Origin of the sequence: Enterobacter sp. CPE_E863 (assembly GCF_046521465.1) — a bacterium.
Classification (GTDB): domain Bacteria; phylum Pseudomonadota; class Gammaproteobacteria; order Enterobacterales; family Enterobacteriaceae; genus Enterobacter; species Enterobacter adelaidei.
This window is the reverse complement of record NZ_JBKFZX010000001.1, coordinates 3,083,170-3,104,524: the sequence shown is the minus strand read 5'-3', so window position 1 is coordinate 3,104,524 and position 21,355 is coordinate 3,083,170. Positions and strand designations below refer to the sequence as shown.

Genomic DNA, 21,355 nt, shown 5'->3' with positions numbered 1-21,355 from the left:
CCTCCAGGTTTACGCCTGGTGTTGCCAGCTTAACGTCATGGAGACGGAATCGGCATAACGCAGGGCGTGAAGTTTATCGATCTCTACTTCAGCATAAGTGACCCAGTGATGTTCGCGTGCGATGTCGAGCACATCCTGAGTTAATTTTTCCAGCAGAGAGAAGCGGTTATTTTCCACGTACTGGATGATGTTTTTGGTGATGGTGCGGTAGTTCAGCGCATCATTGATGTCTTCACTCGCCCGCGCTTTATCTGCCGGGTAGTGAATCACCACGTTAATGACAATATCCTGACGGTTGGCGATCTCTTCCTCTTTGATACCGATGAAGGTACGCAGGCGTAAATTTTTTATACGAATAATAGCGTCTGGCTGTGACATTGCAGGTCTTCTCCGTGTCAGTATTTCCGGCTCATAATACATGAGAGGCACCCAGCCTCATACAGGGTTAAATTTGCTGAATTTTTTGCATCGCGCGTTCGGTGGCCGGGCGGGTCCGAATACGCTCAAACCAGTTGTTCACCGCCGGGTAAGAGGCCAGGTCAATTCGGTGCTTTTCGAAGGTATTCACCCATGGCCAGCAGGCGATATCAGCAATACTGTAATGATCGCCCCCGAGCCACGGCGTTTTCTCCAGGCGACGATTCAGGACGCCATAGAGCCGTTGAGTTTCTACCTGGTAACGTTCTATCGCATAGGGAATGGGCTGCGGGGCGTAAGCGGTAAAATGGTGATTTTGCCCCAGCATGGGACCCAGCCCACTCACCTGCCAGAACAGCCATTGCAAAGTATGGTGGCGTTCACGCAATTCACCGCTCAACAGTTTGCCGGTTTTTTCCGCCAGGTAGAGCAAAATTTCGCCGGATTCAAACAGGCTCAATGGTCTGCCCCCATCCACTGGCTGGTTATCTATGATGGCTGGGATTTTATTGTTTGGTGAGATAGCCAGAAAGAGAGGGCTAAATTGATCGCCTTTGCTGATATCCACGCGAATGATCCGGTAATCCAGTTCGGCCTCTTCAAGAAAGAGGGTGATCTTTTGGCCGTTTGGGGTAGGGGCATAATAAAGGTCGATCATTTTCAACTCTTCTCCATGTGAAGAATGGCGTCATGAAAATGAGTATAGGTGGTTGTTGTAAATCGTGAGTTTTCATCAAGTGACAGCAAGGCAAAGAGATTATATGTTGAGTAAAAACCGATCAGCCGATGAGGATGTTATGAACCAGCCTGTAATCACATTGTGGTCCGATGCGAATTTCTTTTCTCCCTATGTAATGAGCGTATACGTTGCGCTGGCTGAAAAGGGGCTCACTTTTACGCTGAAGACCGTTGATCTTGATGGTGGTGAACATCTCAAGCCGCAGTGGCAGGGCTACGACCTGACCCGACGTGTACCGGTGCTGGAAATAGATGGATTTGCGCTGAGCGAATCGTCAGCGATTGATGAATATCTGGAAGATCGCTTCGCGCCACCAGAATGGGAACGTATCTACCCTCACGATCTGCAAAAGCGTGCCCGGGCGCGGCAGATTCAGGCGTGGCTGCGTAGCGATCTGGTACCGATTCGCGTGGAACGCTCGACAGACGTTGTGTTTGCCGGGGTGAAAAAACCAGCCCTGAGCGCAGAAGGCACAGAAAGCGCGCAAAAACTGATTGAAACCGCCACCTCACTGCTTGCGCATGGCAACCCGAACCTGTTCGGCGAGTGGTGCATTGCCGACGCCGATCTGGCGTTGATGTTAAACCGCTTAATCCTCAACGGTGATGAAGTGCCGCAACTGCTGGTGGATTATGCTGCGTTTCAATGGCAGCGAGCCTCTGTGCAGCGCTATGTGGCACTCTCCGCTAAGCGTGCGGGCTGATAACCCCTGGCGCTTCAGGTATGATAAGGGTAGTTTGTTTTCCCGAGGAGTGACTGATGAAACTAATGTTTGCGTCGGATATCCATGGATCGCTGCCCGCTACCGAGCGAGTTCTTTCCCTGTTTGCGCAAAGCGGTGCGCAGTGGCTGATCATTCTGGGCGATGTGCTCAATCACGGACCGCGTAATGCGCTACCGGAAGGCTATGCCCCGGCGCAAGTGGCGGAAAAGCTCAACCAGCATGCCTCGCGCATCATCGCCGTTCGCGGTAACTGCGACAGCGAAGTCGATCAGATGCTGTTGCATTTTCCTCTTACCGCGCCGTGGCAACAGGTACTGCTGGAAAAAAGTCGCCTGTTTCTGACGCATGGGCATCTTTTTAGCCCGGATAATCTCCCGACGCTGGCGGCTGGCGATGTCCTGGTTTACGGTCATACTCATATTCCGGTTGCTGAAAAGCGCGGTGAGATTTATCACTTTAACCCGGGGTCGGTCAGCATACCCAAAGGCGGATACCCTGCGAGCTATGGCATGCTCGATGGAAATACGTTAAGCGTTATCGCACTTAATGATCAGCAAGTTATTGCGCAGGTAGCGATTAATCCGTAAGTTACACCTCAACTGCAAACGCGCCGAAAGAGCGCTTAGACGAGAAGGTTTCCCGATGGTGGAGCAGAATCATTTGGCAAGTACAGAGTGGGTTGACATTGTCAGCGAAGAGAATGAAGTGATCGCGCAGGCCAGCCGCGAACAAATGCGTGCGGAACGTCTGCGTCATCGTGCGACATATATCGTTGTTCATGACGGTATGGGTAAAATTCTGGTTCAGCGCCGCACGGACACCAAAGATTTTCTCCCGGGTATGCTGGATGCCACTGCAGGCGGTGTGGTCCAGGCTGATGAAGTGCTGCTGGATTCCGCGCGTCGTGAAGCGGAAGAAGAGTTAGGTATTGCGGGCGTACCGTTTGCCGAACATGGGCAGTTCTATTTTGAGGATGAAAACTGCCGCGTCTGGGGCGGGTTGTTTAGCTGCGTCTCTCACGGGCCGTTTGCCCTGCAGGAAGAAGAAGTCAGCGAAGTGAACTGGATGACGCCGGAAGAAATTACCGCGCGTTGCGACGAGTTCACTCCAGATTCATTAAAAGCGCTGGCACTGTGGATGAGCCGTAACGCGAATAACGAGTCGACCAAATCAGAGAAAGAGGAAGAGGCTGAGTAAGCCTTAGCAACTCTCTCGCAGACACAGACTGGACGCGATGGGCTTTTGATCGCGCCAGTCTCCGTCATTCAGACGTTCCAGAAGTGCTTTCCCTGCTTCAATCCCAATCTTACGATGCGGCACTGCCATCGTCGTCAGCGGCGGCTGACAGACGCGGCTCACATCGCTGTCGCCAAAGCCTACCACCGCCAGATCGTCTGGTACCTTGATTCGCCTGCGCTGACATTCATACAGCGCGCCACAGGCCAGTTCGTCTGAGACGCACACCAGCGCATCCAGTTCAGGCCATGCCAGCAGGAATTCCGGCAGTTGCGCGGCGCCGGTCGAGAAAACTGGCGGCATGGCAGCGTTAATGACCCGGTTCGGTGACATATGGTGGCGAAGCATCGCTTTGTACCAGCCCTGTAAATGCTGCTGGAAAATCCACTGTTCCTGGTTGGCGCACAGCAGACCAATATTTTGATAGCCGCGCTTAATGACCATTTCCGTCAGTTCGTACATGGCCGCTACGTTATCAATCCCGATATTCATATCAATCGGATCGGCACGCATGGCCCCCATTTCCATTACCGGAATGGAGGCATTTTTCAGCCAGTGGCGAACAGTGTCAGTGTGTTCAACACTGAGCAAAATGGCGGCGGCAATATTCGACGCCAGCAGTGTCTCCAGCAGCTTCTCTTCCTGTTCAAGACGATGCTGGGATTCTGCCAGCATGATCTGATAGCCGGCAGGCTGCAGCACCTGCTGTAGCCCGGCGAACATCTCTGAACAGCCGGCCTCGGAGAGATTAGGAACGACCATCGCAATCGTCCATGACGAGGCTGAGGCCAGTGCACTGGCCGCAAGATTGGGCATATAACCTAACTCTTGCACCGCGGCTTCAATTTTTTCTCGCAGTTTATCGGAAACCTGTTCGGGCGTGCGGAGTGCACGGGACACGGTCATCGTGCCCACACCGGCAAGCTGTGCGACATCGGCGAGTGTCACTTTACCGGTACTGCGCCGTTTTCGGGTTAGAGACATACACCTTCCTGCTGACCAGACGCGTTCTTATTTTCCTTCGTTTCACGTGACAGGCAGTATACGCCCTAAATCCCTTTTTTTGCTGTGATTTCACTCCATGATTACAATTTGATAGCGCTATCACATTTCTGAATGTTAGCGGTTGGTAGCGCTATCTTTGTGATCTTGATCGCAGCCAAGTATTGATGTGTTGAATAAAGTTTGCTCATCTTTTGCAGTGTGACGGGAGTGAAAAGTGCTGAATAAATGGATATATGATACAACCATCACGCTTCAGGAAAGCGTTGAAAGCTGGCCACAGGCGCTGGAGATCTGTGCAAAACCGTTGCTGGATCTGCAGGTGATCGCGCCGGAATACGTCACGGCGATCGTTGAACAACATCGTACATTAGGACCTTACTATGTGCTGGCACCAGGGCTGGCGATGCCGCATGCGCGGCCGGAGGAAGGCGCCAAAGGACTGGGGTTGTCTTTATTAAAACTAAAACAGGGCGTCTCTTTTGGTGCCGGTGAGTTTGACCCTGTCGATGTCATTATTATGCTCGCGGCGCCGGACAAACATAGCCATATCGAGATGATTTCTGCACTGGCTGAGCTATTTTCCAGCGATGAAGATATGGCTGAATTGCATCAGGCAAATACCCTGGAGGAAATTAAAACGATTATTGACCGCTTCTGATTTAATTCTTTAATTCGATTTTTCACAACATTACGCGCCGGCGTGATGGGGCGTGCTCTACTCAAAAAAAGGGGACAACAATGAAAATCATGGCTATTTGCGGTTCTGGCCTGGGCAGTAGTTTTATGGTCGAAATGAATATCAAAAAGGTGCTCAAAAAGCTGGAGATTGAGGCCGAGGTTGAACACTCCGATCTCTCCTCGGCCACACCGGGCGCGGCCGACCTGTTCGTGATGGCAAAAGACATTGCGGCCAGCGCCAGCGTTCCGGAAAGCCAGCTGGTGGTGATCAACAACATCATCGACATCAACGAACTTGAAGCGCAACTGCGTGCCTGGTTCGAAAGACAATAACCCTGATAAGGCGAGGTGGATATGTTTATCCTTGAAACGCTGAATTTCGTTGTTGATATATTAAAAGTCCCTTCGGTGCTGGTGGGGTTAATTGCGTTAATCGGTTTGGTTGCACAGAAAAAAGCGTTTTCGGACGTGGTGAAAGGGACAATTAAAACTATCCTGGGATTTATTGTGCTGGGTGGTGGTGCCACAGTACTGGTAGGTTCATTAAATCCTTTAGGCGGCATGTTTGAGCACGCTTTTACTATCCAGGGGATTATTCCAAACAATGAAGCGATTGTGTCGATTGCGCTGGAAAAATACGGTGCCGCGACCGCACTGATTATGGCCTTCGGGATGGTGGCGAATATTATCGTCGCCCGTTTTACCCGCCTGAAGTATATCTTCCTGACCGGGCATCACACCTTTTACATGGCGTGCATGATTGGTGTGATCCTGACGGTGGCAGGTTTTGAGGGCGTAGGGCTGGTCTTTACCGGCTCGCTGATCCTCGGTCTGGTGATGGCCTTCTTCCCGGCGATTGCGCAGCGTTATATGAAGCGTATCACCGGTAACGACGATATCGCCTTTGGTCACTTCGGCACGCTGGGCTATGTGCTTTCCGGCTGGATTGGCAGCAAGGTTGGCAAAGGCTCCCGCTCAACCGAAGAGATGAACCTGCCGAAGAACCTGAGCTTCCTTCGCGACAGCTCAATCTCCATCTCGCTGACCATGATGATTATTTATCTGATCATGGCGGTGAGTGCCGGGCGTGAATACGTTGAGGCCACCTTCAGCGGCGGTCAGAACTACCTGGTCTACGCCATCATCATGGCGATTACCTTCGCGGCGGGCGTGTTCATCATCCTGCAGGGTGTGCGCCTGATCCTGGCGGAAATCGTTCCGGCCTTTACCGGCTTCTCGGAAAAACTGGTGCCCAATGCGCGCCCGGCGTTGGACTGCCCGGTGGTCTATCCGTATGCACCAAACGCGGTGCTGATTGGCTTCCTGTTCAGCTTTCTGGGTGGGATTGTGGGGCTGATCATCTGCGGCCAGTTTAACTGGGTACTGATACTCCCGGGCGTGGTGCCGCACTTCTTCACCGGCGCAACGGCGGGCGTGTTCGGTAACGCCACCGGTGGACGTCGCGGGGCAATGATTGGCGCCTTTGCCAACGGGCTGCTGATCACCTTCCTGCCGGTACTGCTATTACCGGTGCTGGGCGCAATTGGCTTTGCTAACACAACGTTCTCGGACGCAGATTTCGGCGCGGTTGGGATTGTGCTCGGCAATCTGGCGCGCTTCCTGTCGCCGCTTGCCATTACCGGGCTGGTTGTGGCGCTATTCGCGCTGCTGGTGGCGTACAACGTCTTCGCGAAAAACAAACCTGCAGGCGGTAACGCGCAGGAAAACACCGGAGCCAAATCATGAATGAGAAAGAGATAACCGAACTCGCGCGTCAGATCCGTCTTGAGACGCTGAAATCCCTGACGCAGCTGGGCTTTGGACACTACGGTGGCAGTATGTCGGTGGTTGAAACGCTGGCCGTGCTGTACGGCGCGGTGATGAAAACCGACCCGGCCGATCCGGACTGGCCAGAGCGTGACTACTTTGTCCTGTCGAAAGGTCATGCGGGCCCGGCGCTCTACAGCACGCTGGCGATCAAGGGTTACTTCCCGGTGGAAGAACTGAGCACGCTGAACCAGAACGGTACCCGACTGCCAAGCCATCCGGATCGCCTGAAAACGCGTGGCGTGGATGCCACCACGGGATCCTTGGGGCAAGGGATATCCATTGCCGGGGGAATGGCGCTGTCGCACAAGCTGGCAGGGCGGCCAAACAGAGTCTTCTGCATCGTCGGTGACGGCGAGTTGAACGAAGGACAGTGCTGGGAAGCCTTCCAGTTTATTGCGCACCATCGTCTGAATAACCTGACGATATTCGTGGACTGGAACAAGCAGCAACTGGATGGCGAGCTGGACGATATTATCTGTGCGTTCGACCTGGAAGGAAAATTCCGCGCTTTTGGCTATGACGTGGTGACGGTCAAAGGAGACGATATTCCGGCGCTGCTGGAAGTGACCTCTCTGGTTCCGGCGAAAGATGCTCGCCCAAGAGTGGTGATCCTGGACAGCATTAAAGGGCAGGGGGTGCCGTATCTGGAGCAGCTCAGTAACTCGCACCATCTGCGATTGACCGCAGAGAGCAAAGCGGCCCTCGATGAGACTATCCGCCAACTGGAGGCTACACATGATTAAGGTTGCACCAGCAGGACAGAAAGATGCCATTGAGATGCGTAAAGTCTACGCGAGTTTTGTGGCTAAGCAGATTGAGGCGGGAAGTGAGATTATCGCCCTTGAAGCGGATCTGATGAGCTCTATGGCGATGGATAGCGTGGCGCGTGATTATCCGCAGCATGTGATTAACTGCGGCATCATGGAAGCGAACGTGATTGGTACGGCTGCAGGGTTGTCTCTCACCGGGCGTAAACCGTTTGTTCATACCTTTACCGCCTTCGCCAGCCGTCGCTGTTTTGATCAGCTGTTTATGTCCCTTGACTACCAGCGCAACAACGTGAAGGTGATAGCTTCAGATGCAGGCGTGACGGCCTGTCACAACGGCGGAACGCATATGTCGTTTGAAGACATGGGTATCGTTCGCGGTCTGGCGCACTCGGTGGTGCTGGAAGTCACCGACGCGGTAATGTTTGAAGACGTGTTGCGCCAGCTTATCGACCTCGAAGGCTTCTACTGGGTACGTACCATCCGTAAGCAAGCACCGAGCGTGTACGCGCCTGGCTCGACGTTTACCATCGGCAAAGGCAATGTGCTGCGCGAAGGCACCGATATTACCCTGATTGCCAATGGCATTATGGTGGCGGAAGCGCTGGAAGCGGCGCGTCAGCTGGAGAAGGAGGGCGTCAGCGCGGCGGTCATCGACATGTTTACCCTGAAGCCTATCGACCGGATGCTGGTGAAAAACTACGCCGAGAAAACCGGGCGTATCGTCACCTGCGAAAACCACAGTATTCATAACGGGCTGGGTTCAGCCGTTGCGGAAGTGCTGGTAGAAACCTGCCCGGTACCGATGCGTCGGGTTGGCGTGAAGGAGCGTTATGGCCAGGTGGGGACACAGGATTTCCTGCAGAAGGAGTATGGCCTGACGGCACATGACATTGTGTCGGCGGCGCGTGAGCTGCTGTAAATAAAAAAGGCGACCAGAGGGTCGCCTTTTTGTTGCAGTAAAACTTACTGCTGCTGTGAAGACTGGATCGCGGTCAGCGCGATGGTGTAGACGATATCGTCTACCAGCGCACCACGGGACAGGTCGTTCACAGGTTTGCGCATACCCTGCAGCATTGGCCCGATGGAGATCAGGTCTGCAGAACGCTGTACCGCTTTGTAGGTGGTGTTACCGGTGTTCAGATCAGGGAAGATGAACACGGTCGCGCGACCTGCAACCGGAGAGTTCGGCGCTTTGGATTTCGCAACGTCAGCCATAACCGCAGCATCGTACTGCAGAGGGCCATCGATCATCAGGTCAGGACGTTTTTCCTGTGCCAGACGAGTTGCTTCACGGACTTTCTCTACATCGCTACCTGCACCGGAGGTACCGGTAGAGTAAGAGAGCATGGCCACGCGTGGTTCGATGCCGAAGGCAATCGCGGAGTCAGCAGACTGGATAGCGATTTCAGCCAGCTGCTCTGCAGTTGGATCCGGGTTAATCGCGCAGTCACCGTAAACATAAACCTGTTCAGGCAGCAGCATGAAGAACACGGACGAAACCAAAGAGCTGCCTGGCGCTGTTTTGATCAGCTGCAATGGCGGACGAATGGTATTCGCAGTGGTGTGAACTGCACCAGAAACCAGGCCGTCAACTTCGTCCTGCTCCAGCATCAGCGTACCCAGCACTACGTTGTCTTCCAGCTGTTCACGCGCAACGGCTTCGGTCATGCCTTTGCTCTTACGCAGCTCAACCAGACGTGCAACATAGCTTTCGCGAACCACTTCCGGGTCAACGATTTCGATACCGGCACCCAGCTCAACGCCCTGAGAGGCCGCTACGCGGTTGATCTCGTCCGGGTTGCCCAGCAGCACACAGGTCGCGATGCCGCGTTCTGCACAGATAGCCGCCGCTTTAACGGTACGAGGTTCGTCGCCTTCTGGCAGAACAACGCGTTTGCCCGCTTTACGCGCCAGCTCGGTCAGCTGATAACGGAACGCAGGAGGAGACAGACGACGGCTGCGCTCGGAGGTCGCCGTCAGGGATTCGATCCAGTCTGCGTTGATGTAACCCGCAACGTATTCCTGAACTTTCTCGATACGCTCGTGGTCATCAACCGGTACTTCCAGGTTGAAGCTCTGCAGGCTCAGAGAGGTCTGCCAGGTGTTGGTGTTCACCATGAAGACTGGCAGGCCAGTGGCAAACGCGCGTTCGCACAGTTTGCTGACGCGCGGGTCCATCTCGTAGGCACCGGTCAGCAAGATAGCGCCGATTTCCACGCCGTTCATCGCGGCCAGGCACGCTGCAACCAGGACGTCAGGACGGTCTGCGGACGTTACCAGCAGGGAACCTGCGCGGAAGTGTTCCAGCATGTGCGGAATGCTACGCGCACAGAAGGTCACGGATTTCACGCGGCGGGTATTGATATCGCCTTCGTTAACGATGGTGGCGTTCAGGTGACGCGCCATGTCGATTGCACGGGTGGCAATCAGATCGAAACTCCATGGTACCGCGCCAAGTACTGGCAGCGGGCTGGATTCCTGCAGTTTAGCCGGATCAACTTTGATGACTTTCGCTTTGGAGGAGTCGTCGAAGATCTCGGACAGATCAGGGCGAGTACGGCCCTGCTCATCAACTGGCGCATTCAGTTTGTTAACGATTACGCCAGTGATGTTGGTGTTTTTCGCGCCGCCGAAGCTGCTGCGAGTCAGTTCGATACGCTCGTTCAGCTGCTCAGGGGTATCAGTGCCCTGAGACATCACGAAAACGATCTCTGCGTTCAGGGTTTTCGCGATTTCGAAGTTCAGAGACTGGGCAAACTGGTGTTTGCGGGTCGGGACCAGACCTTCAACCAGCACCACTTCCGCGTCTTGCGTGTTAGCGTGGTAGTTGGCGATGATCTCTTCCATCAGCACGTCTTTCTGGTTGCTGGACAGCAGAGACTCAACGTGGCTCATCTTCAGCGGTTCAGCCGCTGGCAGATTGGAGTTCTTGCGAACGATGGTGGTGGTTTGGTCTGGCGCATCGCCACCGGCACGAGGCTGGGCGATTGGCTTAAAGACGCTCAGACGAACGCCTTTGCGTTCCATAGCACGGATAACGCCAAGGCTGACGCTGGTCAGGCCGACGCTGGTTCCGGTAGGGATCAGCATAATAGTACGGGACACGGTTTATCCTCTTTCGTTACCGCCGAAATTGGGCGGGTTACAAAACAGCACCGCCAGCTTAGCTGGCGGTGTGGAATCAGGCGGTAAGACGGTTTGCGTCTTGCGCGATGACCAGCTCTTCGTTAGTTGGGATAACGATAGCCGGGCGGGTGCCTTCTTTGTTGATGAAACCAGACTTGCCGAAACGGGCAGCCAGGTTACGCTCGTGATCAACGTCGAAGCCCAGAACGCCCAGTTTGCCCAGGGACAGTTCACGCACCATTGCCGCGTTCTCACCGATACCACCGGTGAAGATAACCGCGTCCAGACGGCCTTCCATCAGCGCAGTGTAAGAGCCGATGTACTTCGCCAGACGGTGGCAGTAAACGTCCATTGCACGTTTAGCGTCTTCTTTTTCTGCGTAGTTGTCTTCAACATAACGGCAGTCGCTGGTCACTTCGGTCAGACCCAGCAGGCCAGACTCTTTGGTCAGCATCTTGTTGATCTGATCAACGCTCATGCCCAGGGTGTCGTGCAGGTGGAAGATGATTGCCGGGTCGATGTCACCGGAACGGGTACCCATCACCAGACCTTCCAGTGGAGTCAGACCCATGGAGGTATCAACGCATTTACCGTTGCGGATAGCAGAAACAGAGCCACCGTTGCCCAGGTGGCAGGTGATGATGTTCAGCTCTTCAACCGGTTTGTTCAGAACTTTTGCCGCTTCCTGAGTTACATAGAAGTGGCTGGTGCCGTGCGCGCCATAGCGACGAACGCCGTGCTCTTTGTACAGGCTATATGGCAGGGCATAGAGGTAAGACTCTTCCGGCATAGTCTGATGGAACGCGGTGTCAAACACAGCCACGTTTTTATCTTTCAGATTCGGGAAGGATTTCAGCGCTTCAGCGATACCGATCAGATGCGCCGGGTTGTGCAGCGGTGCAAATGAGGCAGCATCTTTGATGCCCTGAATAACAGAGTCGTCGATCACGACGGAGCTGGTGTATTTTTCGCCGCCGTGGACGATACGGTGACCAATCGCAGTCAGCTGAGCAGACAGTTCTGGTTTTTGTGCCAGAATAGTGTTAACGATAAAGTTCAGCGCTTCACTGTGAGCGGCGCCTGCACCTAAAGCCGCTTCTTGTTTGCTGCCGTCCATCTTCCACTTGATACGTGCTTCAGGCAGATGGAAACATTCGGCCAAACCAGAGAGGTATTCGTCACCGTTGAGCGCATCGATGATGGCGAATTTCAGTGAGGAGCTACCGCAGTTCAGAACCAGTACTAACTTACTCGACATGGAAGTACCTATTATTGATACGTGGCTAAAAAAACGTCAGTGAGTCTAACAGCGTAACGCATGATGACTCAGACATTTATGATTAACATCATGCCAAACGAACATTCTGGCATGATGAAAGAAATACCTATGATTTTATGCCATTTTGAACATTTTTCAGACAATGGCATAATATGCGATAATTTGACGAGTTAATGATTCTCGTCTATGGCCCTATCAGGCTGGCACAGGATACCCGATACGGGGTAGGGATGACAAAATATTTTGAACGTTGTCATCGCCTGTTGTGGTTTTGCACGAAAATTTTAAATTTTATATGTGAAGTTGAGGTACAGCCATGTCGACACCAGAGAACCCGACCGTAAATTTCTTTAGTCTGTTTCGTCGGGGACAGCATTACGCAAAGACGTGGCCGATGGAAAAGCGTCTTGCACCCATGTTTATAGAGAATCGTACCATCCGCGCAACGCGCTATGCGATTCGATTTATGCCTCCCGTCGCTATCTTTACCCTGTGCTGGCAAATCGCGTTGGGCGGTCAGCTTGGTCCGGCGGTCGCGACGGCGCTTTTCGCGTTAAGTCTGCCAATGCAGGGGCTCTGGTGGTTAGGTAAACGCTCCATCACACCGCTTCCGCCTTCTATTTTACACTGGTTTTATGAAGTGCGCGGAAAACTGGAAGAGGCAGGCCAGGCGCTTGCCCCGGTCGAAGGCAAGCCGGATTACCAGGCGCTGGCCGACACGCTTAAGCGAGCTTTTAAGCAACTTGATAAAACATTCCTCGATGATTTGTGATTGATCATCGAAACGACTATTAAAAGAAGGCACAGTAACAATCAGTTACCGTGTCTTTTTTTTAAGTGCAATGCGCTACAGGAGTCGAAAGATGGAAATGACCCATGCTCAACGTCTGATTTTGTCTAACCAGTACAAGATGATGACTATGCTTGATCCCGATAACGCTGCGCGCTACAGCCGCCTGCAGACCATCGTCGAACGCGGTTTTGGTTTGCAAATGCGCGAACTGGATCGCGAGTTTGGTGAGCTGAAAGAAGAAACCTGCCGCATCGTGATCGACATTATGGAGATGTATCACGCCCTGCATGTGTCCTGGACGAATCTTAAAGATCAGCAGTCCATTGACGAGCGCCGTGTCACCTTCTTAGGCTTTGATGCTGCTACAGAAGCGCGTTATCTGAGCTATGTTCGCTTTATGGTGAATACCGAGGGGCGTTATACCCACTTTGATGCGGGCACTCACGGCTTCAACGCGCAGACCCCAATGTGGGATAAATACCAGCGCATGTTGAGCGCGTGGCACGGCTGTCCGCGCCAGTACCATTTAAGCAGCAACGAAATTCAACAAATCATTAATGCCTGACGGAGGTGCGTGTGCAGTGTAGAGGTTTTCTGTTTGATCTGGACGGTACGCTGGTGGATTCGCTGCCGGTTGTGGAGCGCTCCTGGTGCCATTGGGCTGACAGACATGGTATCGACCATCAGGAGGTGCTGAATTTTATCCATGGCAAACAGGCCATAACCTCGCTAAGGCACTTCCTGGCCGGACGCTCTGAGGACGACATTCAGGCGGAGTTCAAATACCTGGAACACATTGAAGCCACCGATACGGACGGCATCACCGCGTTACCGGGCGCGCGCGAACTGCTTGAACATCTGAACGAGGCGCAGATCCCGTGGGCGATTGTCACCTCCGGTTCCGTGCCGGTTGCTCACGCCCGACACAAGGCGGCAGGTCTGCCAACGCCCGAAGTGTTTATCACGGCGGAGCGCGTTAAGCGCGGAAAACCGGAACCGGACGCTTTTTTACTGGGTGCTGAATTGCTGGGGCTCGCTCCGGCAGAGTGTGTAGTGGTCGAAGATGCAGCAGCAGGCGTCCTTGCCGGGTTAAACGCCGGTAGCCACGTTATCGCCGTCAACGTTCCGACGGGTTCCCCCCGGCTGAGTGAAGCGGACTTTGTACTTGATTCTTTGACGGCACTGGCTGTTTCAAAAGCACCAGACGGCGTTGTAACCGTCTCGCTGAAAATGTAATCCCATGATATAGCCCCACCTTGTTGGGGCTTTTTTATGGTAAAAAATTCTCATCTCCCACTGACAAGGACATGTTGTGAACGGTGAACTGATTTGGGTCCTTAGCCTGCTTTTAATCGCCATCATTCTTTTCGCCACGGGCAAGGTGCGTATGGATGCGGTCGCCTTGTTTATCATCGTTGCTTTTGTGCTGAGCGGTACGCTCACGCTGCCGGAAGCCTTCTCCGGGTTTAGCGATCCCAACGTCATTCTGATTGCCGCCCTGTTTATTATTGGCGATGGACTGGTGCGTACCGGCGTAGCGACCATCATGGGAGCATGGCTGGTGAAGGTGGCCGGTAGCAGTGAAACAAAGATGTTGATCTATCTGATGCTGACCGTCGCCGGGCTGGGGGCGTTTATGAGCTCAACGGGCGTGGTGGCGATTTTTATCCCGGTGGTGCTGAGTGTTTCCATGCGGATGCAGACCTCGCCGTCGCGTCTGATGATGCCTCTGAGTTTTGCGGGTTTGATCAGCGGTATGATGACGCTGGTGGCAACGCCGCCAAACCTGGTTGTTAACAGCGAGTTGATCCGGGAAGGATTCCAGGGGTTCAGTTTTTTCAGCGTAACCCCGCTTGGGTTGGTCATTCTTCTGTTGGGCGTGGTCTACATGCTGCTGACCCGTTTTGCTCTGAAAGGGGAAAAGCAGGATAAAACCAAAGAGGGCTGGAAGCGACGTACCTTCCGCGATCTGATCAAAGAGTACCGCCTCACAGGGCGTGCGCGCCGTCTGGCCATTCGCCCCGGTTCGCCGATGGTTGGGCAGCGGCTTGACGACCTGAGGCTGCGTGAACGTTATGGCGCGAATGTGATCGGTGTAGAGCGCTGGCGTCGTTTTCGCCGGGTTATCGTCAACGTTAACGGGGTTTCGGAATTCCGTGCGCGGGATGTCCTGCTGATTGATATGTCCACCGCAGATGTGGATCTACGTGAATTCTGCAGCGAGCAAATGCTGGAGCCGATGGTACTTCGCGGAGAGTATTTCTCAGACCAGGCGCTCGATGTCGGCATGGCCGAAGTGTCGCTGATCCCGGAATCGGAACTACTGGGTAAAACCGTGCGCGAAATCGGTTTCCGAACCCGCTATGGTTTAAACGTGGTGGGATTGAAGCGTGATGGCGTCGCGATGGATGGGGCCGTCGTGGATGAGCCTATCCAGTTGGGGGATATTTTTCTGGTCGTCGGTAACTGGAAGCTCATCAGCCAGCTCGGGCAAAAAGGGCGTGATTTTGTGGTGCTCAACATGCCAGTTGAGGAGAGCGATGCCTCTCCGGCCCACAGTCAGGCTCCCCACGCCATTTTTTGTCTGGTACTCATGGTAGCGCTGATGCTGACCGATGAAATACCTAACCCTGTGGCGGGGATTATCGCCTGTTTACTGATGGGAAAATTCCGCTGTATTGACGCCGAAAGTGCGTATAAAGCGATTCACTGGCCGAGCATTATTCTCATCGTCGGGATGATGCCCTTCGCCCTGGCGCTGCAAAAAACCGGCGGGGTAGATCTGATCGTTAAAGGATTGATGGACGTTGGCGGCGGGTATGGGCCGTACATGATGATGATCTGCCTGTTTATTATGTGCGCCACCATCGGTCTGTTTATCTCAAACACCGCGACGGCGGTATTGATGGCGCCGATTGCGCTGGCGATGGCGAAATCCATGGGCGTGTCGCCGTATCCCTTTGCGATGATGGTGGCGATGGCGGCATCAGCAGCGTTTATGACGCCAGTCTCTTCACCGGTCAATACCCTGGTACTGGGGCCGGGGAACTACCGATTCAGCGATTTTGTGAAACTGGGCGTGCCGTTCACCGTGCTGGTGATGCTGGTGTGCGTGGTATTGATACCGGTCCTGTTCCCGTTCTGAGAATTTTGCCGGGTAAGGCGAAGCCGCCACCCGGCAAAAGTTACAACGGCGAATCCTGGCTAATCTCGTCCAGCGATAAATGGAAGCTCGGTACAAACACCTGCATAAAATAATCCATCTCTTCGCTGCGGCGGGATTCAAGCGTTTTCTCCAGACGCGTTTTCGCCAGTAAAAATTCGTTGTTTCCTGCAGAGAGTTCTTCCAGACACTTCAGGTAGGCACATAGCGCGTCGGCCTGTTTGACCAGCGACTTTTCATCTTCCGTGTACTGATGCTCATCGATCAGTGGCTCAAAGATATCGCGTAACTCCTCAGGCACCATATCGATCAGCTTCTGCTGGGCAATTTTCTCGATGGCCTTATATTCCTGCGCAATCTGTGAGTTGAAATATTTCACTGGCGTAGGCAGATCGCCGGTCAGCACTTCTGACGCGTCATGGTACATCGCCAGCAGGGCAATGCGTTCCGCGTTGACCTGGCCGTTAAATTTGCGGTTTTTAATAGCGGCCAGCGCGTGAGCAACCATGGCAACCTGCAAACTGTGCTCCGATACATTCTCAGTGCGCACGTTGCGCATCAGCGGCCAGCGGTTGATGAGTTTCAGGCGGGAGAGGTGGGCAAAGAAATGACTCTGACTCATAAGGTACCTTTTGTCTTCACTGCGACAGACTTCATTGTGCGGGGAGGGGAGGGAAGATGCAAATCAGGCTACCGAGGTAGCCTGATTTTTAAGATTACTGATGATAGCCGGAAAGGAATCGCCCGAATCTGCTGATGGCCATTTCGAGATCGTCTTCGCGCGGCAGCGTCACGATACGCACGTGATCCGGCCACGGCCAGTTAAACGCCGTTCCCTGAACCAGCAGCACTTTTTCCTGCAGCAGGAAATCGAGCACCATTTTCTGGTCGTCATGAATATTAAAGCGCTTCGCGTCAATTTTCGGGAACATATAGAGCGCGCCATTCGGCTTTACGCAGGATACGCCAGGGATGTCGTTGATCAGTTCCCATGCGCGGTTACGCTGTTCGTACAGACGACCGCCAGGGACAATAAACTCACTGATGCTCTGATAGCCACCGAGCGCCGTCTGGATCGCGTGCTGCGCCGGTACGTTGGCACATAAACGCATGGAGGCCAGCATCTCCAGCCCTTCAATATAGCCTTTGGCGTGTTTTTTCGGGCCGTTCAATACCATCCAGCCCTGACGGAAACCGGCCACTCGGTAGGTTTTAGACAGACCGTTAAAGGTCACGGTCAGCAAGTCTGGTGCCAGCGCGGCGATAGAGTGATGCTGCGCCGCGTCGTACAGGATCTTGTCGTAAATTTCGTCGGCAAAGATGATCAGGTTGTGCTGACGGGCGATCTCGACGATCTCCATCAGGAGTTCTTTGGAATAGACCGCACCCGTTGGGTTGTTCGGGTTGATAATCACGATGCCACGGGTACGGGGGGTGATTTTCGCGCGAATATCATCGAGATCCGGGAACCAGTCAGAAGACTCGTCGCACAGGTAGTGCACCGCTTTCCCACTGGACAATGATACGGCTGCCGTCCAAAGCGGGTAGTCCGGCGCAGGTACCAGCATCTCGTCGCCGCTGTTCAGCAGCGCCTGCATCGCCTGCACGATCAGTTCAGAGACGCCGTTACCAATATAGATATCTTCAACGGTAACATCACGCATACCGCGAGCCTGATAGTGCTGCATGATAGCTTTACGCGCGGAGTAAAGTCCTTTTGAATCGCAATAGCCTTGTGCGGTGGGCAGGTTGCGGATCACATCAACCAGAATTTCATCCGGCGCTTCAAAACCAAATGGCGCAGGGTTACCAATGTTGAGTTTAAGAACCTTATTGCCTTCTTCTTCCAGGCGTTTTGCCTCTTTCAGAACCGGGCCACGGATGTCATAACAGACGTTATCTAGCTTGCTGGATTTTTCGATAGGGGACATGAACCTTAACCTTTTTGCTATTATTGCCACTCCCTGCCGTGGAAGTCAGCACGGAATAATGTACTCCCCCCTCGCTTCGTTTTGAAGGGTGTGCAGTAGAAGATTTTGTGAAGAGAGCAAAAGTCTGGCGAATCTATTTCGCTATAGATACGCCTCTTTACTGTCTTAAAGTTATGCACACAGCACATGCTTAGGTTAATTGTACTGTTCATTTGGAAAAATGCTGTATATTGTTCTGGCGAAAATAACTGGCGAGCGGCACCGAGTGGGAAGTCACGCTGCGTGACTTTTCGTAAAACCTGAATGCTTGCTACATTTGACCGTAATAGCATGATGTGGCTAAAAGTTACTCATGTGAAATTAATGTTAAGCATTATTAATGAAAGACCTTAATCTAAATTAAAATTTATTTATTATTAACGAACAAAATGCAACTTTAGTTAATATTAATAAAATCAGTTTAGAAGGTTAACAACCCGTTTTAATCCGCAATATTGCAATAAGACTTATAAATAAAGTGGATTTGGGTTAAGATGTCTTTCAGGAAAGCAGGCATCAGATGCATATGTTTTGTTTATCTGGAACTGCTTATCTGAATTAATTGATTGTTATTGTTGGAGTTATCTCTGGCTGGGATGTGTCGAACATTTCCCGCTACGTTGACAGCGCTGCGATATAGATGGCAGAAAAGGTGTTGTACCTTTAATGTAATTTACATAACCCTGCGAACATCTAAATATCCTGAACGTTTAAGAGAATAAAAATAACGTCATGAAACGTGCTTTCTGACTGTTGATATAAAGCAGCACAATAACTATCTGTCAGGCAGTCTGCCGGGCCGGGATGCGAGGGAAAACCTTCAGAGGGAATTGCTTAACTGTTACACACAGCTTCAACCCGGGCAGCTCCGCACGAGCAACCTGAAAGTGAATAGATATGATAAATGCAAATCGTCCGATAATGAATCTCGACCTCGATCTGCTGAGAACGTTTGTTGCGGTCGCCGATCTCAACACTTTTGCAGCTGCTGCTGCCGCCGTTTGCCGAACCCAGTCCGCCGTTAGCCAGCAAATGCAGCGGCTGGAGCAACTGGTTGGTAAAGAGCTTTTTGCCCGTCACGGGCGTAATAAGCTCTTAACGGAACACGGTATTCAGCTTCTGGGTTATGCCAGGAAAATTCTTCGCTTTAATGATGAAGCATGTATGTCATTAATGTTTAGCAACCTCCAGGGGGTGTTAACCTTAGGGGCATCTGATGAGTCAGCAGATACGATATTGCCGTTCCTTCTCAATCGAATTAGTTCGGTTTATCCGAAGCTTGCGCTGGATGTGAGCGTAAAACGCAATGCCTTTATGGTTGAGATGTTAGATGAGAAAAAGGTCGACCTGGTGGTCACCACGCATCGTCCCGGGCAGTTTGATTGCCTGACGTTGCGTACATCGCCAACGCACTGGTATTGCGCAGCAGAATATGTGTTGCAAAAAGGGGAGCCTGTTCCACTGGTTTTACTGGATGACCCGAGTCCTTTCCGCGATATGGTGCTGACGGCGTTAAATGAAGCCAATATTCCGTGGCGTTTAGCGTACGTGGCTTCCACGTTGCCAGCGGTTCGCGCTGCTGTGAAAGCAGGACTTGGCGTAACGGCACGCCCGGTAGAGATGATGAGCCCTGATCTGCGTGTGTTGGGTAAGTCTGATGGTCTTCCGGTGTTGCCCGATACCGAATATCTGCTTTGCCATAACTCGTCCACCCATAACGAGCTGGCGAAAGTGGTGTTCGAGGCAATGGAAAACTACCATAACCCGTGGCAGTTCGAACACGTTACCTCCGAAGGGGGGGATGATTCCCTGATCGTTGAAGGGGATTTTGAGTGATCGATAGCTCAAAATTCTGGTAACAAAATGTAAGTGTAAAAAAAAGCCGCTCATGCCATTTTCGCATGCAGTGGCTTTTTTTTGGCAATAATACCCGCTTATGGCGCATGGATTTTCAGGATACTCTCTATTTATCAATAGGCTAAATGCTTTTGCTGAAAACTTGTCCGTTTCCCGTTCTAACTTCATCCACATCTCTCCCATGTTAAAAAAACAGGAAATATGTTGCCGTTTTTCCGGTTGAATTAACAAAAGCGTGTCGCAGATCAAGAAAATACTCCTATTTGGGGGGAGGAATCGCTGGCAAATCCTGTCAAAATAGGAGGGTTATTTTTTTTACTTCCGAAACGGACACGATTCAACAACATACATTTGACGGAAAGTCATGTACCCACCAGGTTTAAAGGGCACCAAATGTTAATGAGAATCGCTCGATGTAATTTAATGTGAAGAAACCTTTGTTAAAGTTGACAAAAGGTTATAGAAAGGAGTAAAAAACCCCATCATTTTGCTGTCTCCGTCTCATTTCTGACAGTTAGTGTAAGGTTATTTGTTCCTCCCCATGAATCGATGTGATGCCCATCTGCCAGCAAGAGCAGTGTCGTAGGTATCACTTTTGATGAGTAAGCAATGAGTATGTCAACATCCACAGAAGTCATCGCTCATCACTGGGCATTCGCAATCTTTCTTATTGTAGCCATTGGCCTGTGCTGCCTGATGTTAGTCGGCGGCTGGTTCCTGGGCGGTCGCGCCCGTGCAAGGCACAAAAACACACCTTTCGAATCAGGTATTGATTCAGTAGGTTCCGCTCGCTTACGCCTGTCTGCCAAGTTCTATCTGGTAGCCATGTTCTTCGTCATCTTTGACGTGGAAGCGCTTTACCTTTTCGCATGGTCAACGTCCATCCGCGAAAGTGGTTGGGTGGGCTTTGTCGAGGCCGCAATTTTCATTTTAGTGCTACTGGCCGGTCTGGTTTATCTGGTGCGCATTGGCGCGCTTGACTGGACGCCTGCGCGTTCACGTCGTGAACACATCAACCCGGAAAACAGTATCTCTAATCGTCAGCAGTAACAGCGAGGCAATAAGATGGATTATACGCTCACCCGCATAGATCCTAACGGTGAGAATGACCGTTACCCCCTGCAAAAACAGGAGATCGTAACCGACCCCCTGGAGCAAGAAGTCAATAAAAGCGTGTACATGGGCAAACTCGAGCATGCCATGCACGATATGGTCAACTGGGGTCGTAAGAACTCCATCTGGCCTTACAACTTTGGCCTTTCTTGCTGCTACGTTGAAATGGTGACGTCATTCACTGCGGTGCATGACGTTGCGCGTTTTGGGGCAGAGGTACTGCGTGCTTCCCCACGTCAGGCTGACCTGATGGTGGTAGCCGGTACGTGCTTTACCAAGATGGCACCTGTTATTCAGCGTCTTTATGACCAGATGCTGGAGCCAAAATGGGTTATCTCCATGGGCGCATGTGCAAACTCTGGCGGTATGTACGACATCTATTCCGTCGTGCAGGGCGTAGATAAATTTATCCCAGTGGATGTGTACATCCCGGGTTGTCCGCCACGCCCGGAAGCCTACATGCAGGCGCTGATGCTGCTGCAGGAGTCTATCGGTAAAGAACGTCGCCCACTGTCGTGGGTTGTTGGCGATCAGGGTGTGTATCGCGCGAACATGCAGTCTGAGCGCGAGCGTAAACGTGGTGAACGTATTGCCGTCACCAATCTGCGTACGCCTGACGAAATTTAATTTGCGCCTGTAGGCCTGGAGAACACCT

General features: G+C 52.4%; 22 protein-coding genes. 15 read left to right on the top strand and 7 right to left on the bottom strand.

Annotation, left to right across the window (positions count from 1 at the left end):
• Window positions 1-9: 9 nt before the first annotated feature.
• The gene (folX, locus tag ACLHV8_RS15285) at window positions 10-378 is read right to left on the bottom strand and encodes a dihydroneopterin triphosphate 2'-epimerase (RefSeq protein WP_028016226.1); all 369 of its coding nucleotides are present in this window, start codon (window positions 376-378) and stop codon (window positions 10-12) included.
• Between the two features lie 67 nt (window positions 379-445).
• A complete protein-coding gene (yfcG, locus tag ACLHV8_RS15280) occupies window positions 446-1,075 on the bottom strand; it encodes a GSH-dependent disulfide bond oxidoreductase (RefSeq protein ID WP_028016227.1) in 630 nt (209 codons plus the stop codon).
• 139 nt (window positions 1,076-1,214) lie between these two features.
• On the opposite strand from yfcG, the gene yfcF reads away from it, so the two are divergent.
• The 3 genes from yfcF to yfcD are packed head-to-tail and all read left to right on the top strand — an operon-like array spanning window position 1,215 to window position 3,077.
• Window positions 1,215-1,859, top strand: coding sequence for a glutathione transferase (gene yfcF / locus ACLHV8_RS15275; RefSeq protein ID WP_028016228.1), 645 nt, complete (start codon window positions 1,215-1,217; stop codon window positions 1,857-1,859).
• Window positions 1,860-1,915: 56 nt separating this feature from the next.
• Window positions 1,916-2,467: a phosphodiesterase gene (yfcE, locus tag ACLHV8_RS15270; protein ID WP_028016229.1), complete on the top strand. Its 552-nt coding sequence runs from the start codon at window positions 1,916-1,918 to the stop codon at window positions 2,465-2,467.
• Between the two features lie 55 nt (window positions 2,468-2,522).
• Complete coding sequence (gene yfcD / locus ACLHV8_RS15265; protein ID WP_028016230.1) at window positions 2,523-3,077, top strand: NUDIX hydrolase YfcD; 555 nt, start codon at window positions 2,523-2,525, stop codon at window positions 3,075-3,077.
• A gap of 3 nt (window positions 3,078-3,080) precedes the next feature.
• Here yfcD and ACLHV8_RS15260 read toward each other — a convergent pair whose 3' ends face one another.
• Window positions 3,081-4,100 (bottom strand): LacI family DNA-binding transcriptional regulator, encoded by a 1,020-nt coding sequence (locus tag ACLHV8_RS15260; protein ID WP_028016231.1) that lies wholly within the window; start codon window positions 4,098-4,100, stop codon window positions 3,081-3,083.
• Window positions 4,101-4,335: 235 nt separating this feature from the next.
• Between ACLHV8_RS15260 and ACLHV8_RS15255 the strand changes: the two genes are divergently transcribed.
• The 5 genes from ACLHV8_RS15255 (at window position 4,336) to ACLHV8_RS15235 (ending at window position 8,318) form a co-directional block, all read left to right on the top strand.
• Window positions 4,336-4,779, top strand: a complete 444-nt coding sequence (locus tag ACLHV8_RS15255; protein ID WP_108090836.1) for a PTS sugar transporter subunit IIA — start codon at window positions 4,336-4,338, stop codon at window positions 4,777-4,779.
• A gap of 80 nt (window positions 4,780-4,859) precedes the next feature.
• On the top strand, window positions 4,860-5,132 hold the full coding sequence (locus ACLHV8_RS15250; RefSeq protein ID WP_003861447.1) for a PTS sugar transporter subunit IIB: 273 nt from the start codon (window positions 4,860-4,862) through the stop codon (window positions 5,130-5,132).
• A 21-nt stretch (window positions 5,133-5,153) separates the two neighbouring features.
• Entirely contained in the window at window positions 5,154-6,545 is a 1,392-nt protein-coding gene (locus ACLHV8_RS15245; protein WP_028016233.1) for a PTS ascorbate transporter subunit IIC, read from the top strand.
• Window positions 6,542-7,372: a transketolase gene (locus ACLHV8_RS15240; protein WP_208594200.1), complete on the top strand. Its 831-nt coding sequence runs from the start codon at window positions 6,542-6,544 to the stop codon at window positions 7,370-7,372. The genes ACLHV8_RS15245 and ACLHV8_RS15240 overlap by 4 nt, the downstream gene beginning before the upstream one ends.
• Window positions 7,365-8,318, top strand: a complete 954-nt coding sequence (locus ACLHV8_RS15235) for a transketolase family protein (RefSeq protein WP_049005858.1) — start codon at window positions 7,365-7,367, stop codon at window positions 8,316-8,318. The genes ACLHV8_RS15240 and ACLHV8_RS15235 overlap by 8 nt, the downstream gene beginning before the upstream one ends.
• A gap of 44 nt (window positions 8,319-8,362) precedes the next feature.
• Here ACLHV8_RS15235 and pta read toward each other — a convergent pair whose 3' ends face one another.
• Together pta and ackA are read right to left on the bottom strand one after the other, a co-directional pair.
• A complete protein-coding gene (pta, locus tag ACLHV8_RS15230) occupies window positions 8,363-10,504 on the bottom strand; it encodes a phosphate acetyltransferase (protein ID WP_134707710.1) in 2,142 nt (713 codons plus the stop codon).
• A gap of 76 nt (window positions 10,505-10,580) precedes the next feature.
• Window positions 10,581-11,783 carry an acetate kinase gene (ackA, locus tag ACLHV8_RS15225; RefSeq protein WP_028016237.1) on the bottom strand — a complete coding sequence of 401 codons (1,203 nt, stop codon included), beginning with the start codon at window positions 11,781-11,783 and terminating at the stop codon, window positions 10,581-10,583.
• A 337-nt stretch (window positions 11,784-12,120) separates the two neighbouring features.
• Between ackA and yfbV the strand changes: the two genes are divergently transcribed.
• The 4 genes from yfbV to ACLHV8_RS15205 all read left to right on the top strand — a co-directional run bounded on the left by yfbV (window position 12,121) and on the right by ACLHV8_RS15205 (window position 15,742).
• Complete coding sequence (yfbV, locus tag ACLHV8_RS15220) at window positions 12,121-12,576, top strand: terminus macrodomain insulation protein YfbV (protein ID WP_028016238.1); 456 nt, start codon at window positions 12,121-12,123, stop codon at window positions 12,574-12,576.
• Window positions 12,577-12,667: 91 nt separating this feature from the next.
• Complete coding sequence (locus ACLHV8_RS15215; RefSeq protein WP_028016239.1) at window positions 12,668-13,162, top strand: YfbU family protein; 495 nt, start codon at window positions 12,668-12,670, stop codon at window positions 13,160-13,162.
• Window positions 13,163-13,173: 11 nt separating this feature from the next.
• On the top strand, window positions 13,174-13,833 hold the full coding sequence (locus ACLHV8_RS15210) for a sugar phosphatase (RefSeq protein WP_028016240.1): 660 nt from the start codon (window positions 13,174-13,176) through the stop codon (window positions 13,831-13,833).
• Between the two features lie 76 nt (window positions 13,834-13,909).
• On the top strand, window positions 13,910-15,742 hold the full coding sequence (locus ACLHV8_RS15205; protein ID WP_410392132.1) for an SLC13 family permease: 1,833 nt from the start codon (window positions 13,910-13,912) through the stop codon (window positions 15,740-15,742).
• Between the two features lie 40 nt (window positions 15,743-15,782).
• Here the strand turns inward: ACLHV8_RS15205 and yfbR are convergent, their stop codons facing one another.
• The gene (yfbR, locus tag ACLHV8_RS15200) at window positions 15,783-16,382 is read right to left on the bottom strand and encodes a 5'-deoxynucleotidase (RefSeq protein WP_028016242.1); all 600 of its coding nucleotides are present in this window, start codon (window positions 16,380-16,382) and stop codon (window positions 15,783-15,785) included.
• A 94-nt stretch (window positions 16,383-16,476) separates the two neighbouring features.
• Window positions 16,477-17,691: an alanine transaminase AlaA gene (alaA, locus tag ACLHV8_RS15195; protein WP_003861471.1), complete on the bottom strand. Its 1,215-nt coding sequence runs from the start codon at window positions 17,689-17,691 to the stop codon at window positions 16,477-16,479.
• Window positions 17,692-18,627: 936 nt separating this feature from the next.
• On the opposite strand from alaA, the gene lrhA reads away from it, so the two are divergent.
• From lrhA to nuoB, 3 genes are all read left to right on the top strand, one after another.
• Window positions 18,628-19,566, top strand: coding sequence for a transcriptional regulator LrhA (gene lrhA, locus ACLHV8_RS15190; protein ID WP_028016244.1), 939 nt, complete (start codon window positions 18,628-18,630; stop codon window positions 19,564-19,566).
• A 630-nt stretch (window positions 19,567-20,196) separates the two neighbouring features.
• Window positions 20,197-20,637, top strand: coding sequence for an NADH-quinone oxidoreductase subunit NuoA (nuoA, locus tag ACLHV8_RS15185; protein WP_014171000.1), 441 nt, complete (start codon window positions 20,197-20,199; stop codon window positions 20,635-20,637).
• A 15-nt stretch (window positions 20,638-20,652) separates the two neighbouring features.
• A complete protein-coding gene (nuoB, locus tag ACLHV8_RS15180) occupies window positions 20,653-21,327 on the top strand; it encodes an NADH-quinone oxidoreductase subunit NuoB (protein ID WP_003861482.1) in 675 nt (224 codons plus the stop codon).
• Window positions 21,328-21,355: the final 28 nt, after the last annotated feature.

Bases quoted from the DNA above. Each gene is read 5' to 3' on its own strand.
- folX (WP_028016226.1), bottom strand. From the start codon at position 378: ATGTCACAGCCAGACGCTATTATTCGTATAAAAAATTTACGCCTGCGT.
- yfcG (WP_028016227.1), bottom strand. From the start codon at position 1,075: ATGATCGACCTTTATTATGCCCCTACCCCAAACGGCCAAAAGATCACC.
- yfcF (WP_028016228.1), top strand. From the start codon at position 1,215: ATGAACCAGCCTGTAATCACATTGTGGTCCGATGCGAATTTCTTTTCT.
- yfcE (WP_028016229.1), top strand. From the start codon at position 1,916: ATGAAACTAATGTTTGCGTCGGATATCCATGGATCGCTGCCCGCTACC.
- yfcD (WP_028016230.1), top strand. From the start codon at position 2,523: ATGGTGGAGCAGAATCATTTGGCAAGTACAGAGTGGGTTGACATTGTC.
- ACLHV8_RS15260 (WP_028016231.1), bottom strand. From the start codon at position 4,100: ATGTCTCTAACCCGAAAACGGCGCAGTACCGGTAAAGTGACACTCGCC.
- ACLHV8_RS15250 (WP_003861447.1), top strand. From the start codon at position 4,860: ATGAAAATCATGGCTATTTGCGGTTCTGGCCTGGGCAGTAGTTTTATG.
- ACLHV8_RS15245 (WP_028016233.1), top strand. From the start codon at position 5,154: ATGTTTATCCTTGAAACGCTGAATTTCGTTGTTGATATATTAAAAGTC.
- ACLHV8_RS15240 (WP_208594200.1), top strand. From the start codon at position 6,542: ATGAATGAGAAAGAGATAACCGAACTCGCGCGTCAGATCCGTCTTGAG.
- ACLHV8_RS15235 (WP_049005858.1), top strand. From the start codon at position 7,365: ATGATTAAGGTTGCACCAGCAGGACAGAAAGATGCCATTGAGATGCGT.
- ackA (WP_028016237.1), bottom strand. From the start codon at position 11,783: ATGTCGAGTAAGTTAGTACTGGTTCTGAACTGCGGTAGCTCCTCACTG.
- yfbV (WP_028016238.1), top strand. From the start codon at position 12,121: ATGTCGACACCAGAGAACCCGACCGTAAATTTCTTTAGTCTGTTTCGT.
- ACLHV8_RS15215 (WP_028016239.1), top strand. From the start codon at position 12,668: ATGGAAATGACCCATGCTCAACGTCTGATTTTGTCTAACCAGTACAAG.
- yfbR (WP_028016242.1), bottom strand. From the start codon at position 16,382: ATGAGTCAGAGTCATTTCTTTGCCCACCTCTCCCGCCTGAAACTCATC.
- alaA (WP_003861471.1), bottom strand. From the start codon at position 17,691: ATGTCCCCTATCGAAAAATCCAGCAAGCTAGATAACGTCTGTTATGAC.
- lrhA (WP_028016244.1), top strand. From the start codon at position 18,628: ATGATAAATGCAAATCGTCCGATAATGAATCTCGACCTCGATCTGCTG.
- nuoA (WP_014171000.1), top strand. From the start codon at position 20,197: ATGAGTATGTCAACATCCACAGAAGTCATCGCTCATCACTGGGCATTC.
- nuoB (WP_003861482.1), top strand. From the start codon at position 20,653: ATGGATTATACGCTCACCCGCATAGATCCTAACGGTGAGAATGACCGT.